This is a genomic window from Stenotrophomonas maltophilia group sp. P373, from assembly GCF_053295075.1.
This window is the reverse complement of record NZ_CM129994.1, coordinates 417,175-430,923: the sequence shown is the minus strand read 5'-3', so window position 1 is coordinate 430,923 and position 13,749 is coordinate 417,175. Positions and strand designations below refer to the sequence as shown.

Annotated in this window: 10 protein-coding genes; 6 read left to right on the top strand and 4 right to left on the bottom strand. The window is 66.3% G+C overall.

Annotation, left to right across the window (positions count from 1 at the left end; genetic code table 11):
• Window positions 1-276: 276 nt before the first annotated feature.
• Genes ACSYHF_RS01965 through ACSYHF_RS01950 form a run of 4 tightly spaced genes read right to left on the bottom strand, consistent with a single transcriptional unit; the run spans window position 277 to window position 7,078 of the window.
• The gene (locus tag ACSYHF_RS01965) at window positions 277-990 is read right to left on the bottom strand and encodes a M15 family metallopeptidase (protein WP_242441395.1); all 714 of its coding nucleotides are present in this window, start codon (window positions 988-990) and stop codon (window positions 277-279) included.
• A complete protein-coding gene (locus tag ACSYHF_RS01960) occupies window positions 923-2,476 on the bottom strand; it encodes a serine hydrolase domain-containing protein (protein ID WP_447576044.1) in 1,554 nt (517 codons plus the stop codon). Before ACSYHF_RS01960 ends, ACSYHF_RS01965 begins: the two co-directional genes overlap by 68 nt.
• A gap of 54 nt (window positions 2,477-2,530) precedes the next feature.
• Entirely contained in the window at window positions 2,531-5,554 is a 3,024-nt protein-coding gene (locus tag ACSYHF_RS01955; protein ID WP_447576043.1) for a TonB-dependent receptor, read from the bottom strand.
• A 51-nt stretch (window positions 5,555-5,605) separates the two neighbouring features.
• On the bottom strand, window positions 5,606-7,078 hold the full coding sequence (locus ACSYHF_RS01950) for a transglutaminase-like domain-containing protein (protein ID WP_447576042.1): 1,473 nt from the start codon (window positions 7,076-7,078) through the stop codon (window positions 5,606-5,608).
• A gap of 132 nt (window positions 7,079-7,210) precedes the next feature.
• Between ACSYHF_RS01950 and ACSYHF_RS01945 the strand changes: the two genes are divergently transcribed.
• From ACSYHF_RS01945 to ACSYHF_RS01920, 6 genes are all read left to right on the top strand, one after another.
• Window positions 7,211-8,650, top strand: coding sequence for an SH3 domain-containing protein (locus ACSYHF_RS01945; RefSeq protein ID WP_134955692.1), 1,440 nt, complete (start codon window positions 7,211-7,213; stop codon window positions 8,648-8,650).
• Window positions 8,647-9,741 (top strand): dipeptide epimerase, encoded by a 1,095-nt coding sequence (locus ACSYHF_RS01940; protein ID WP_100477436.1) that lies wholly within the window; start codon window positions 8,647-8,649, stop codon window positions 9,739-9,741. Before ACSYHF_RS01945 ends, ACSYHF_RS01940 begins: the two co-directional genes overlap by 4 nt.
• Window positions 9,742-10,333: 592 nt before the next feature.
• Window positions 10,334-11,182, top strand: coding sequence for a MurR/RpiR family transcriptional regulator (locus ACSYHF_RS01935; RefSeq protein ID WP_053498690.1), 849 nt, complete (start codon window positions 10,334-10,336; stop codon window positions 11,180-11,182).
• A gap of 15 nt (window positions 11,183-11,197) precedes the next feature.
• Window positions 11,198-11,959, top strand: coding sequence for a L,D-transpeptidase family protein (locus ACSYHF_RS01930; RefSeq protein ID WP_005415025.1), 762 nt, complete (start codon window positions 11,198-11,200; stop codon window positions 11,957-11,959).
• Entirely contained in the window at window positions 11,956-13,257 is a 1,302-nt protein-coding gene (locus ACSYHF_RS01925) for an APC family permease (RefSeq protein ID WP_262221640.1), read from the top strand. Before ACSYHF_RS01930 ends, ACSYHF_RS01925 begins: the two co-directional genes overlap by 4 nt.
• Window positions 13,258-13,367: 110 nt before the next feature.
• Window positions 13,368-13,691: a hypothetical protein gene (locus ACSYHF_RS01920; RefSeq protein WP_005415023.1), complete on the top strand. Its 324-nt coding sequence runs from the start codon at window positions 13,368-13,370 to the stop codon at window positions 13,689-13,691.
• Window positions 13,692-13,749 lie beyond the last annotated feature (58 nt).

The window sequence follows — 13,749 nt, the reverse complement described above, 5'->3', positions numbered from 1 at the left end:
ATCGAATAATTCGACGATTGAACAAAGAGCAGCCGAGCATGGGCTCGGCTCTACAACGGACCACGCGGGAAACTGTCAGAGGCGGGGCGGTGCCGGAATGCGGGGTGTCAGCCGCATGGATGCGGCTGCCAAGCCTCCATGGACGGATTTACGGCGTCCCCGCACTCCGGCACCGCCCAGCCAACCCACGGAACGCACGCTGTTGCTGTTGCGTCTGATGTTGCCGGCCAGCGGCCGGCACTACCGCGGGTGCAGGGCGCAGCCCTGCCGATACCCCTACCGTACCGGGACGTCGTACGCGGAGCCGGGATCCGGTTCCGGCTGGAACGTGTAGTGCCACCACTCCTGCGGATAGTTCACGAAACCACGCCGTGCCATTGCCTGCACCAGTTGCCGCCGGTTCGCCTGCTGCGTCTCACTCAGCCCGCTCGTCTGCGTATGCGCACGTGTCCCGAAGAAGTCGAAGTCAGTGCCCATGTCCAACGGCGCACATGCACCGCTTCGGCAATCCAGCAGGCCCAGATCCACCGTGGCACCGCGGCTGTGGCCGGAGCGTTCGGCGATGTAGCCATCGGCCAGCAGGCGCGGCTTGTCCAGGTCCGGATACTGCTGTGCCTTGCGCGAGAGCTCGCGCGGATCGTTCACCCAGGCCATGAAGGCCTGCACCGAACGCACCGGCCGGTAGCAGTCGTAGAGGCGCAGGCCGAAGCCATCGGCGCGCAGGTCCTGTTCCACCTCGGCCAGCGCCTTCGCCACCGGCGCCAGCAGGTAGCACGAAGGCGCCTCGTAGCCGGGCACGCGCGCGCCGGTGAAGTTGTTGGCGCCCGCATAGCGGATGTCCAGGTCGATGCGCGGCGACAACGTACGGATCTCCACCAGCCCGGCGCTGGCCGCGTCGGTGGCCGGTGAAACGCGCGGTGGCTCAGCGGCGCTGGTGGTCGCTGTCAGGGCAATCGCCAGTACGAGTGAAATGCAGGTCCTGGAAGTCATAGCTGAAGTCGATGTCCGGATCGATGGCGCGCAGGTCCAGTGTCGGTGCCAGGCCTTCACCCGGCTGCAGCCACGCCTGCGCGTCTTCGCCCAGCGTATCCCAGCGCAGCAGCCAGCGCCCCTGCAGCTGCAGCACAGCCCCTTCCAGCCGGGGCGACTTGTCCACGCTGAAGCGCAGGCCGTCCTTGCCCGGGCACAGCGAGGCCGGCCCCAGCCACGGATCGGTGTAGCGGCCCTGCCAACGCGGCAGATCGGCGTCCGATGTCGGCCGTGCCTCCGACGTCGCCGGCCGCTGATGGCCGCCTGCCGCTCGCATGGCCTGGTCAGCCTTCAGTTCGGCCAGGTACGCCAGCGCCGGACGCGCCTCATCGGGGGCGGTGAAGCGCTTCAGTGCGGTCTGCATCAATGCGATGCGCGCATCCTCGCCTTCACCGTTGATCAGCATTACCACACCCACCTTGCGCTCAGGCAGCAGCGCCAGCGACGAGTACATGCCCGACAGTGTGCCGGTGTGCGCCACCTTCCACTGCCCATCCATGTCCGACACCCGCCAGCCATAGCCGTAGCCGTAGAAATGCGCGTTGTCCCAACGCCGCTGGCGTTCACCCAGCGGCATCGGCATGTGCAGGGTCCACAGCGTACGGCGCTGCTCAGCATCCAACCAGCCAGGTGCCAGGGCGGGATCGAGCAGCACCTGCATCCAGCGCGTCATGTCCCGCAGCGAACAACGGATGCCGCCGGCGGCCATCGACGGCAGGTCCGGGCTGATCGCACCATCGGCGTTCACCACCGTATTGTGGTCGCCACGCCAGGCATGTGGCTGCGCCACGTTGCCGACCCGCTTCACCGACCACGTCCCCACTTGGCAGCGGGTCATGCCCAGCGGCTCGAACACCTGCTCGCGCATCAACTGGTCATACGGTTTGCCACCCGTCGCAGCGGCCAGTTCGCCGGCCACCACGTACATCAGGTTGTCGTAGGCGTAGCGGCTGCGGAAACTGCTGACCGGCTTCAGGTGCGCCAGCCCCGCGATGATGTCGGCACGGGTGAACGCGTTCGGCTCCGGCCACAGCATCAGGTCACCGGCGCCCAGGCCGAGACCGCTGTTGTGGATCAGCAGGTCGCGCACCTGCATCTGCTCGCCCACCCACGCATCGTGCATGCGGAAGCCCGGTAGATGCCGCCGCACCGGATCCTCCCAGCGCAGCTTGCCCTGCTGCACCAGCCGCGCCAGCAGCGCGGCGGTCATCGCCTTGCTGTTGGAGGCGATCTTGAACAGCGTGTCCTGGTCGATGCGGCCGCCGTCGCCGCGCGCGCCCTCGGCATGCTGGTACACCACACGCCCCTGCTCGACCACCGCCATGGCCAGCCCGGGCAGGTGCTCGTGCTGGACCACGGCGGCGACGTCGGCATCGAGGGAGGCGATGTCGGTCGCCGAAGCGGACGGTGCGGCCAGTGCCGCCGCGGCGATCAGCAGGTGGTACATGCGCGCAGCCCCTCCATTGCCGCGCCGTCACGGTGGACGGCGCGGATCGTGGCCTCAGAAGTTCCAGGTCACCACCAGCTGGGTGTAGCGCGGGGCCTGCCAGCGCGTCCCGGTGGCGAACGTCGCCTCGCGGTACTGGCCGGGCTGCGCTTCATAGCGCTGGTGCACGTTGATGGTCTTCTGGTTGTTGAACAGGTTGTACACCGACAGCCGTGCACTGAGGTCGATGCCCTCCACCGGCAAACGCCAGGTCACATTGGCGCCCATATTCCAGGTCCACGGCAGGCGACCGAACGCACCGCGTGGGCTGTACTCGAACTGCCGCTGGTTGTACGGACCGGAACAGCTGGCCACGCACAGCCAGCCGGTGCCACCACCGCTACCTTCGCTGGAGGTACTACCACCGGCGATGGAATCGTTTGGCCACATCACGCCGTAGGCCGTGATGGGACCACCGGACTGCACCTGCAGCGTAGTTCCGAACGACCATTGCTTGTTCAGCGCGTAAGCGGCACGCAGCTTGAACTGGTGGCGGAAGTCGTTGAACAGCACGCCATAGCGCTCGTTGGTGGCCGGATGGTCCCAGAACTGAACCATGCCCGTGTCGCCGTAGTTGGTATCGGAATTCACAGGGCCTTCGAAATTGCCCTCGCTTTTCGACCACAGGTAGGACGCGTTGAACATCCACTTCTCGTCCCATGCACGGTCGATCTGGAACTCCAGTGCCTTGTAGGTGCGCTTGGGCTTGGAGTAACCGATCACCTCACCGCTGCCACCCTTGCGATAACCGCTGTTGGCGGTATCGATGGTGATCCAGCCCTCGTTGGCGCAGCCGATGCTCTTATCACCCCAGATCGTCAGGCTCTCGCCCGGGTTGGCGATCGGCCACAGCGTGCTCGGGGTCGGGCCGCACGGGGTGTAATTGATACGGATGTCGTCCAGCGCACGGGTCATCCGTCGATAGGTGGCGTTGACGCCCCACGACCATGCCTGGTTGATCATGTTCTGGAAGCCCAGGATGTACTCGTCCTGGTAGACCGCCTTGAGGTCGCGATCCACACTCTGGCGCAGGTCGGCACCGCCGGTGTTCATGCGGGTGTCGGTCGGGCCGATCTGCTGGCCGACGATCGGTGCCATGTACGGTGAGCCTGTCGGCGAGGTCTTCCGCTCCCAGCCGTTGAGCACGTAGTAGCTGTATTCGTCAGTGAGGCCACCGGCGAAGTTCACGTTGATGTTGTTGGTAACCGGAAGGTAGTAGCGGCCGGCGTTGCCGAACAGCTTGGTGCTGCCATCACCACGCATGTCCCACGAGAAGCCGACGCGGGGTGCGATCAGGTCATCCATCTTGATGAACGCCTTGCCGGCGGCGGTGCGGTTTTCGAAACGGTCCCAGCGCACGCCGAGGTTGAGCATCAGGTTCGGCGTGATGTTCCAGATGTCCTCCACGTAGAAGGCATTGGCTTCAGTCTCGAACGTGCCGCCCGATTTGCGGTTTCGCGCACGCAGCATTTCGGTAACGCCAGCCGGTACGTAGGCATTGGCACCGTCCCAGACTTCATCGCCGGGGCGCGCCACGTAGGCGGTGTAGCTCAGTTCGGTCGGGCCGGGGTAGCGGGTGGACTGCTTTGTGGTCATCAGCTCACGGTCGACACCGAAGCGCAGCAGGTGGTCACCCAGCTGCCATTCGAAGTCCAGTCGCGCCACGTCACGGGTATCGTCACGCTCGGCCACTGCCGTGCCCGTGGGGTGGCAGCCTGCGCGCAGGCCCTGCAGCTTACTCAGGCGCGGGCCGTAGGTACTGTCGGTGAACACCGGGCTGCAGGCCTGATCCAGCGATGAATTGGTGAAGGCACGCTGGTTGTTCTGGCCGACCATGGCGCGCGCGGTGAAGTTCTGCCCGAAGTGGCCGGTATACGTTGCCGACCAGTTGCGTCCCCCCGTCTCGGTGACCGAATCACCGCCCCATGCACCGAGCTCGTCTGCGTTCCAGTTGTAGCCATAGGAGGCATTAGTGACGTCTCCCTCGTCGGAGAACGCCAGCAGCGCCAGGCTGTGGTTGTCGTTGATGTTCCAGTCCAGCTTGGTGCCCCAGAAGCCGTTGCCGGAATCATTCTTGAACCAAGTGCTGCCGTCGGACGAGGTGTTGTGTCCCTTGTCGTTGCGGTCTTCGTACATCGCGAACAGGAACAGCTTGTCCTTGACGATCGGCCCCGAGCCCCAGACGTTCGTCTTCAGGAACGAGTTGTTGTCGCGGCTGCCATACGAATGCGGGGTTCCATCACGATGGAAGTGGTCGCCGCCACTGGCGCGCCACGCACTGGGCTCGGCGGTGACTTCGACGCCGCCCTCGAATTCGTTGCTGCCCGAACGGGTCACGGCATTGATCACGCCACCGGTGGAGCGGCCGAACTCGACCGAGTAGCCACCCGTCTTGACCTGGAATTCCTTGAAGAAAGCGAACGGCGCGGTGCTGAAGCCGCGACGGGTGTACATGTCGGTGACATTCAGGCCGTTGATGAAGACCGCATTCTCGGCCACCGATGAACCGGCGAACGACAGGCCGCCGAATGACGAGTTGCCGCCGACCACGCCCGGCGCCATCAGCGCGACCGCAGACAGGTCCTGCGCCACCGGCAACCGCGAGATTTCCTGACGGTTGATGTTGAACGATGTCTCGGTGGAGTAGACGTCCACGCGGTTGACCACTCGGGTGCCGACCACCTGCAGGGCATCAAGATTGGTGACGCCGCCGCCACTGGCCAGGTTGACCGTGGTGGTACCACCTACCGCCACACTGACAGCAACCTGATCGCCCAGCTTCTGGCCATCGCGGCTGAGCTGCAGCTGGTAGTCACCTACCGGCAGCTGGCCGAGGCGGTAGCTGCCGTCGGCGCCGACGGTAACGGTACGAGTCAGACCCGTACTGTTGCTGACCACGGTCACCTGGTCACCAGCGGTTGCACGGCCGGCAACTGCGCCGCTCACGTTCTGTGCCATCGCGATGCCGGGCAGCACTACACCCAGACACGCCCCAAGGGCGACGCACAACGCCGCCCGCTTGATGCTGTAAGCCTTCATCCCCTGCTCTCTCCTGCAAGAATTGAATGGTGTGGAATGCGATGTGTCGCGCTAGCGTTGCCTGGCTGGCAGTACCCGCCACTGGAAGTCGTAGCTCCATTGGTCGAAGTACAGGTTGCCGCCTGCCCACTCGGCCTCGCCGCGCTGCGAGTCGACCGTTTCCGAGCGGAAGTGCTGCTTGGCCGGCACGAAGGGCTGGCCGAAATCGTCGTTGAAGGCGATGCGGTAGCCATCGAGGCCACCCAGGTAGAAGTCACGGAGGGCCGGCACATCACTGGCCAGTGCGCCGGTGGTCACGTCCATCGGCAGCCAGCCATACGGCGCCAGGTAGACCTGCCCCCAATCATGCAGGTTGTTGTAGCCGCTGCCGTCGCCGGAGAACACCATGCCCGACTGCCAGCGTGCAGGAATACCGTTCAGGCGCAGCAGCGCGATCAGCAGCAGGGTCTGCTGCCCGCAGTCGGCATGGCCGGCACGCAGTGCGTAGTCGCTGATGTTGCTGAGCGTGGAATATTCGCGCGCACCGGCCCACGGAATGCGGTCGACCGCGGCAAACAGCTTGCGCACCACTTCATACGGGCGCGTCTCGCCCTGCAGCACCTGGTCGGAGAACAGCTTCAGCGCCGGGGTGAAGCGCACATGCGGCAGCTGCTCGGCCAGGTAGGGCTTCAGGGCCGGATCGGCCGGGGTCGGTTGCACTACGGCCGGGTTGATCGCGGTATGCCGGGCGAAGGTCGTGACCGCGTAGCGGATCTCGAAGCGGGTTGGCCGCCCGGCAACCGCTTTGGCTTCGAGGTAGGCGGTGCGTTGCTGGGTATGGGCCGGAGCCACGCGCGCCTTGCCCGGGGTGCTGCCCAGCCATTGCACCTGCTCCTGCTGGCCGGGGATCTCGCGCGGGTACGGAATCCACGCGCGGATCGTTTCACCGGCGGGCACCACATCGGCTTTCACCGTGAGCGACTGGGTGAATTCATAGCGCTGCGGCAGAACCGACGCCTGGCCACTCTGTTCGGCCGCAGCAACCACGCCTGCGTGGTGGGCATTGAGCACTTCGTTGGGGCCCGGAGGCGGCATCGGTTCATCCGCGCGGCGACGCGCGCGTGCTTCGTCGCTGAGCAGGAACAGGTTCGAGGGTGCGCGCTTGAAGTACCAACGCTCGCCATCGATATCGAGATGCTCGATCAGGCCGAGTTGGTCCCAGCGCGCAAATTCCTCGTCGGTCAGATCGGGAATGCCGCGCCGTACGGCGTCCTTGGCGGCGTTTTCGTCGAGGGCGAAATCCAGGCGAATGCGGCGCATGCGCTCGCGCTGGAACGCTTCGTCAGTGGCGGCGGGTGTAGTGGCCAGCAGCGCGTCGGCGTCGCGGAAACGGCCGCTGTCGATCAGGTCGATCACCTGCGCCTGACGCTCCTGCTGCTGGCTGCTGCGCTCGCCTGCTGCGTGCGTGGCCGACACCCACAGCAGCAACACGGCACCCAGGCCGGCGGCGGCAGTCAGACGCGGTTTGCGAACGGCAGGATCCACAGCGACACTTCCCCAGCGCGGGTGGTAACGGCTGTGTAACACGGGCCGGGATGTTGGTCAATAATTTATTCTTGCTTTCGGGGCCAAAAGGAATAAATATTCCAACAGGCATTCGAGGAGGGTGTGCACCGCATGAGCCTGGCTTTCCGCGAACGGCACCGGCATTGGCCGCGCCGCTTGACCCTGGCCCTGTGCCTGCTGGCCGCCCCGGCCTTTGCACAGGCGGCCCCACCGCCCGACCCGGGTGCGCCGCTGCCCTATGTGATCGGCCTGCACGAGGCCTATCTGACCCCGCAGTACTGGGCCGCGCGCTTGGACAACGCCGACGCGCCGATTCTGGATCGCGCGCAGATCGAAGCACAGAACGCGCGCATGCGGGCGCAGGACAGCCACATCCAGGACATCGCCACACTGCCCGCCCAGCTTGATGCGGCGACGGTTCGCGCCAGCATCACCGCGCTGTCGAGCTGGCCCACCCGCGCCCTCTATAACGACAAGGGCCAGGCGATCGCACCCGCGCTGCGCAGCACTATCGAAGCCAACCTCGGCCTCGATGCGATTCCCACACAGGTGGCACCGCAGTATGGGCTGGTGGTGAAGCGTGCCGCGCTGCGCACCTTCCCCACCCGCGAGCGCGTCTTCAGCACCGTCGGTGACACCGACATCGACCGCTTCCAGGAATCGGCACTGTTCCCCGGCGACAAGGTGGCCGTGGTCCATCGCAGTACCGATGGCCGTTGGCTGTTCGTGCACAGCGAGCGCTACAGCGCGTGGATCGAAGCCGACGCCATCGCCAGCGGCGACAAGGCCACGGTGCTCGGCTACGGCGCGAAGGGACCGTACCGGATCGTCACCGGCGCCACCGCGCAGACCGCCCATACCCCGGAGGAGCCGCGCGTCTCGCGCCTGCAGCTGGACATGGGCGTGCGCCTGCCGGTGCTGGCCGACTGGCCCGCGTCAGAGCCGGTGAACGGCCAGCAGGCCCACGCCTCGTGGGTGGTGCAGTTGCCGGTACGCGAGGCCGATGGCCGATTGAAGCTGGTGCCGGCGCTGCTGCCGCGCTCGCAGGACACCGCCGCCGATTACCTGCCGCTGACCCCGCGCCTGTTGCTGCAGCAGGGCTTCAAGTTCCTCGGCGAACGCTACGGCTGGGGCCACGACTACGACACCCGCGACTGCAGCGGTTTCGTCTCCGAGATCTACCGCAGCTTTGGCGTGCTGCTGCCGCGCAATACCAGCGCGCAGGCGGTCAGTCCGGCGCTGGACCGCCTGCCGTTCACCGGCAAGGACGGCAAGGCGGTGCGCGACCGTGCCGTCGCCAGCCTGAAGGTGGGCGACCTGGTCTACATTCCCGGTCATGTGATGATGGCCATCGGCCACGTCGACGGCCGCACCTGGGTCATCCACGATACGGCGGGCGGCAGCTGGTTCGGTACCGACGGCAAACGCGTGCAGGCCCATCTCAATGGTGTTTCGGTCACGCCGCTGGAGCCGATGATGGCCAGCGACACCGTCCGCTACATCGACCGCATCACCAACATCCAGCGCCTGCGGGCCAAGACTCCTGAATGAAGATCACCGCCATCGAACTGGGCATGCTGCGCGTGCCGTTGAAGACACCGTTCAAGACCGCGCTGCGCACGGTGGAGACCGTGGAAGACGTGGTGGTGCTGATCCGCACCGACACCGGTCACACCGGTTACGGCGAGGCACCGGCTACAGCGGTGATCACCGGTGATACCCACGGCTCGATCATCGAAGCGATCCGCCACTTCATCGCCCCACGCCTGATCGGCCAGGACGTGGTCAACCTCAACCACCTGTGCACGCTGGTGCAGACCGCGATGGAGCGCAACACCAGCGCCAAGGCCGCGGTGGAGATCGCGCTGTACGACCTGTGGGCGCAGCTGCACGGTGCCCCGCTGTACCAGATGCTCGGTGGCGGCGACCCGGTGATCACCACTGACATCACCATCAGCGTGGACTACATCGACAAGATGGTGGCCGATTCGTTGTCGGCGATCGAACGCGGCTTCGAGTCGTTGAAGATCAAGGTCGGCAAGGACATCGGACTGGACATCGAACGGGTCAAGGCAATCCATGCCGCCGTGGAAGGCCGCGCCCTGCTGCGCCTGGATGCCAACCAGGGCTGGACCGCCAAGCAGGCGGTGCATGCGATGCGCACGCTGGAGGACGCCGGCGTGGTACTGGAGCTGCTGGAGCAGCCGGTGAAGGCCGCCGACATCAGCGGCCTGAAGTACGTCACCGACCGCGTCAACACGCCGGTGATGGCCGACGAAAGCGTGTTCAGCCCGAGCCAGGTGATGGACCTGATCCAGCAGCGCGCGGCCGACATCATCAACATCAAGCTGATGAAGACCGGCGGCCTGTCCAACGCGATCCGCATCGCCGACATCGCCGGCATCTACGGCGTGCCGTGCATGATCGGCTGCATGATCGAATCGAGCATCAGCGTGGCCGCGGCCGTGCACCTGGCCGTGGCCAAGAGCGATGTGATCACCAAGGTCGACCTCGACGGTCCCTCGCTGGGCCAGTTCGATCCGGTCAGCGGCGGCGTGCATTTCAACGAATCGGAGATCAGCATCAGCGACGTGCCGGGGCTGGGTATCACCGAAGTGCGTGGGCTGGAGATGCTGGGGTGATTTCTGCCTTGCGGTTGGCCTGGCGTGCCACTGACGTTGGGTCGGGCGTTACTTTTCTTTTCGCGAAAAGAAAAGTAACCCAAAGAAACACTCCGCCGACCGCGAGCCGGTGCTACGCACCGGTTCCCTGCGCTCCTCGGCCCGTCGAGGGACGGCGCGGGAACTCGCTACGCTCAGACACCCGCGCCTCTTCGCCCTCGCCGGACCTGCGGTGCTCGGCTCGCTTGAAGGCGGACTCAACGTCAAAGGCAACAACTGCATGCCGTGGGTCCACGCCATTCGTGGGTGCTCTTGCTCTTGCCCTACCCTATATCCCCCTCGCGGCTGGCACGCGCGCGATCTGTCCGGGGTCGGGCGGGTGGGGCTTGCGGGGGTGTCCGCGCCATGGGCCCGAGGCATGCCTCGGGCGGGTTGGGCAGGACGCCCAACCCCGGTCTTGCCGTTTGCGCAGGACAGCGCAAACGAGCAAGCGCGGCAAGGCCTCCATGGACGGATTCACGGCGCCCCCCGCAAACCCCACCCGCCCGACCCACCACATAATCTGCTCTACGCTGCCAACCGCAACGCGCCTACACATGCCCGGACGCCCCGCATGCCGCCCCTGCTGAAGATCCGCACCGAGCGCGGGCAGATGTCTGCCATCGAGCGCCGCATCGCCGACTTCATCCTCGACAACGCCCACCTGCTGCGCGACTACTCATCGCAGCAGCTGGCCAGTGCGCTGGGCATCAGCCAGTCCAGCGTGGTGAAGTTCAGCCAGAAGCTCGGCTTCAAGGGCTACCCGGACCTGAAGTACTCGATCGGCCAGGACGTGGCCCGCGCCGGTGCCGATCCACAACAGGTGCCCAGCGAACCCGACAGCGGCGATGACTACCTGCGCCTGGGCGAGGCCCTGCGCCGCAGCAAGGCGCAGGCCGAGGAGGAAACACGCCAGGCCAATCCACGCGAGGAGATCGAGCGCATCGTGCAGCTGCTCGACGGCGCACCCAAGCTGTTCGTCCATGGCCTGGGTGACGACGGCCTGTTCGCCCGCGAGTTCGCCATGCGGCTGTCGCTGCTCGGCCTGCTGGTCGTGCCGCACACCGACCCGATCCTGATGCTGGCCAACCTGTCGGCCGCACGCCCCGGCGATGTGCTGCTGGTGTTCTCCGAATTCGGCAACCTGCCGCAGCTTTCGCAGCTGTCGCGGCAGTTCCAGGACATGGGTGGCAAGGTGATTTCCATTACCCGCCACACTGCCAACCCGCTGCGCGCGCATGCTGATGCGGCACTGGCGGTCTGCGCGCACGACCGCACGCCGCAGGTCGCGCAGCTGCTGTACCGTAGCGCCATGCACGCCCTGCTCGATTTCCTGTTCGTGCTGCTCTGCCACACCAATCCGGACCGCCAGCAGCAGCTGGCGGTGAACCTGGAGCGGATCGACCACCTGCTGGATTCCTGACCGGAGCACCTGTTGATGAAATCGCTGGTTCGCCTCGCTACCGCTGCGCTGCTGCTTGCTGCGACGGTGTCCGTTCACGCGGCGCCGCTGGATGGCGCGCGCCAGCTGATCGTGGTCACCAGCGATGGCTGGGACAGTACCCAAGGGCAGCTGCAGGCCTATGTGCGCGATGGCAAGGGCTGGCACACGCACGGACAGGCGTTCCCGGTGGCGCTCGGCCGTACCGGCAGCGCCTGGGGCCTGGGCCTGCATCCGGCACAGGCCGATGGCCCGCAGAAGCAGGAAGGAGACGGTCGCAGCCCGGCCGGCATATTCGCGCTCGGCAGTGCGTTCGGCTATGCCGTCACACGCCCCGGCACCGCAATGCCTTACCAGCCGATGCTGGACAGCAGCTACTGCATGGACGTGCCCGGTTCGCCGTTCTACAACCGCATCGTCGATGAGAAGAAAGTCGGCAGTGCAGCGATCAAGGGCTCCACCGAGCCGATGCGGCTGGATCTGCACAACAAGGGCGACGTGCGCTACCGGGAGGGCTTCGTCATCGCCCACAACCCGGACAACCAGCCCGGCAAGGGCAGCTGCATCTTCGCCCATCTGTGGCGCACGCCCGGGGAGGCCACCGCCGGCTGTACCGCCATGCCACAAGCGCGCATGCAGGCGCTGCTGGACTGGCTGCGGCCGCAGGATACGCCGCGCTTCGTGCTGCTGCCGCGCACCGAGTACCAGCGACTGCAGGTGCAGTGGCAGCTGCCCGCGCTGAGCGGAGACGCCCGTTGAGCGCGCCGGACGAACCACAGCTGCAGCGCGCGGTCAGCCGCTGGCAGATCGTCGGCCTGTCGATCAACGATGTGATCGGTAGCGGTATCTACCTGCTGCCGGCCGCCACCGTTGCCCTGCTCGGCCCCTTCAGCCTGTGGGGCGTGGTCGCCGCTGGCATCGTCGTCGCGCTGCTGGTGCTGTGCTACGCGCAGGCCGCCAGCTACTTCGATGAACCCGGTGGCAGCTACCTCTACGCACGCGAGGCCTTCGGCCGCTTCGCAGGGTTCGAGATCGGCTGGATGATCTGGCTGACCCGCATCAGCTCGGCGGCCGCATTGAGCAACGCGCTGGCCGATGCGGTCGCGCGCTTCTGGCCGTGGGCCGGCGCCGGCATGGGTCGCATCGCGGTGATCGTGGTGTCGCTGGGCTTCCTGACCGGCGTCAACATCATCGGCGTGCGCTCGGCCGCGCGCACCGGCGTGGTGCTGGTGATCGGCAAGATGCTGCCGCTGCTGCTGTTCGTGGCCATCGGCGCGTTCTATATCGATCCACAGCTGGCCTTCTCCGGCCAGCGCCCGGACCCGCATGACCTGCAACGGATGGGCGAGGCCGCCCTGCTGCTGCTGTACGCCTACGCCGGCTTCGAGAACATCCCGGCCGCGGCCGGCGAGTACCGCAATCCACGCCGCGATATTCCGTTCGCGCTGATCACCATGATCATCACTGTCACCGTCATCTATGGCGCGGTGCAGGTGGTGGCGCAGGGTACGCTGGCCGGCCTGGCCAGCTCGGCCACGCCGCTGGCCGACGCCGCAGCCGGTTTCGGCGGCGAGGCCCTGGCGCTGATCCTCACCATCGGCGCGACCATCTCCATCCTGGGTACCAACAGCAACACGATGATGATGGGCCCGCGATTCCTGTTCGCACTGGCCCGCGATGGTTACGGCCCGAAGATCCTGGCGCAGGTGCATCCGCGCTTCCATACGCCGGCCGCATCGATCATGTGCCAGGGCCTGATCGCGCTCGGACTGGCGCTGTCCGGTTCGTTCGTGCAGCTCGCCCTGCTGTCGATGACCACGCGCCTGTTCGCCTACATCGGCACCGCTGCCGCCGTCCTGGTGCTGGCCAAGCGCTACGCGGATCGCCCAGGCGCGTTGAAGCTGCCCGGTGGCCCGCTGATTCCGATACTGGCGCTGCTGCTGTGCCTGGCCCTGTTCGCCAGTGCCAGCTGGCAGAACATCGCCGCTGCACTGGTCGCGTTCGTCATTGGCGCGGTGATCTACACGCTGCCGCGCAAGGATGCGGACGCCGGGTGAACGGAGCGCCGGGCCATGCCCGGCGGATTGATCTGGCGATCACGCTGTCGGACCGGACCGTTAACCGCCACGCAGGCACGATCAGGCTTCGTCCACAACGGAGCCTTTTCCTGACCGAGTACCAGATTCCCGGCCGCGTACCGGACGACAGCACGCCGCGCGACGCGGTCAGCGACTATTGGCGCGAGCGCTACACCGCCGAGCCGTACTACGACGACCAACTGTTCTTCGAGGACTACGAGCCGGCCTACCGGATCGGCCATGCCGCGCGCGCCCAGGACATGATCCGCGCCTACGAGGAAGTGGAGCGCGAACTGGAATCGCGCTGGGCCAGCGAACGTGGCCGCAGTCGCCTGGACTGGGCGCAGGCACGCAACGCCGTGCGCCGTGGCTGGGACGAAGCGCAGCTGGCGGATCCGCGCTTGAAGCGATAGCACCAGGCTGCTGTAGAGCCGAGCCTACGCTCGGCTCTCGCCCCACGTTTAGGTCGAG

What these genes read in the sequence shown, in the direction of transcription:
- ACSYHF_RS01965 (WP_242441395.1), bottom strand. Translation starts at nt 990, where the DNA reads ATGACTTCCAGGACCTGCATTTCACTCGTACTGGCGATTGCCCTGACA.
- ACSYHF_RS01960 (WP_447576044.1), bottom strand. Translation starts at nt 2,476, where the DNA reads ATGTACCACCTGCTGATCGCCGCGGCGGCACTGGCCGCACCGTCCGCT.
- ACSYHF_RS01955 (WP_447576043.1), bottom strand. Translation starts at nt 5,554, where the DNA reads ATGAAGGCTTACAGCATCAAGCGGGCGGCGTTGTGCGTCGCCCTTGGG.
- ACSYHF_RS01945 (WP_134955692.1), top strand. Translation starts at nt 7,211, where the DNA reads ATGAGCCTGGCTTTCCGCGAACGGCACCGGCATTGGCCGCGCCGCTTG.
- ACSYHF_RS01940 (WP_100477436.1), top strand. Translation starts at nt 8,647, where the DNA reads ATGAAGATCACCGCCATCGAACTGGGCATGCTGCGCGTGCCGTTGAAG.
- ACSYHF_RS01935 (WP_053498690.1), top strand. Translation starts at nt 10,334, where the DNA reads ATGCCGCCCCTGCTGAAGATCCGCACCGAGCGCGGGCAGATGTCTGCC.
- ACSYHF_RS01930 (WP_005415025.1), top strand. Translation starts at nt 11,198, where the DNA reads ATGAAATCGCTGGTTCGCCTCGCTACCGCTGCGCTGCTGCTTGCTGCG.